The 588-nt window shown below is 63.4% G+C and carries 1 protein-coding gene; it reads left to right on the top strand.

The features are described 5' to 3' along the window. A partial coding sequence (locus HB677_RS18205) for an IS3 family transposase (RefSeq protein ID WP_255546734.1) occupies positions 1-588 on the top strand: 588 nt, incomplete at both ends.

Raw genomic sequence — 588 nt, 5'->3', positions numbered from 1 at the left:
CCTGGTGGAGTGCCTTCGGGAAGAAACGGGCCAGGAACGGCAAACGGCCCGGCCCCGCTGTCCACGACGATCTCTGCACCGTCACCGATGAGAAGGGCCGTGTCCGGCACGAGTTCACCGCCGACAGGCCCAACCAGCTCTGGTTGACCGACATCACTGAACACAAAACCAGTGAGGGCAAGCTCTACCTCTGCGCCATCAAAGACGTGTTCGCGAACAAGATCGTCGGCTACTCCATCGACTCACGGATGAAGTCCCGTCTGGCCGTGAACGCCCTGAACAACGCCGTCGCCATGCGCGGAAACGTGGCCGGCTGCGTCGTACATAGCGACCGAGGATCTCAATTTCGTTCTAAGAAGTTCGTCCACGCTTTGACCGGCCACGGGCTGGTCGGATCGATGGGTCGGGTGGCGTCCTGCGGCGACAACGCAGCGATGGAGAGCTTCTTCAGCCTGCTGCAGAAAAACGTCCTGAACCGGCGCTCCTGGACGACCCGCGAGCAGCTCCGCATCGCGATCGTGAACTGGATCGAGCGGACCTACCACCGCCGCCGCCGCCAGGCGTCCCTGGGCCGGTTGACCCCGGTCG

It is taken from the genome of Glaciihabitans sp. dw_435 (assembly GCF_018449675.1).
Taxonomy (GTDB): Bacteria; Actinomycetota; Actinomycetes; order Actinomycetales; family Microbacteriaceae; genus Glaciihabitans.
The sequence above is the reverse complement of the archived record's forward strand: the minus strand, read 5'-3'. Positions and strand labels throughout refer to the sequence as shown.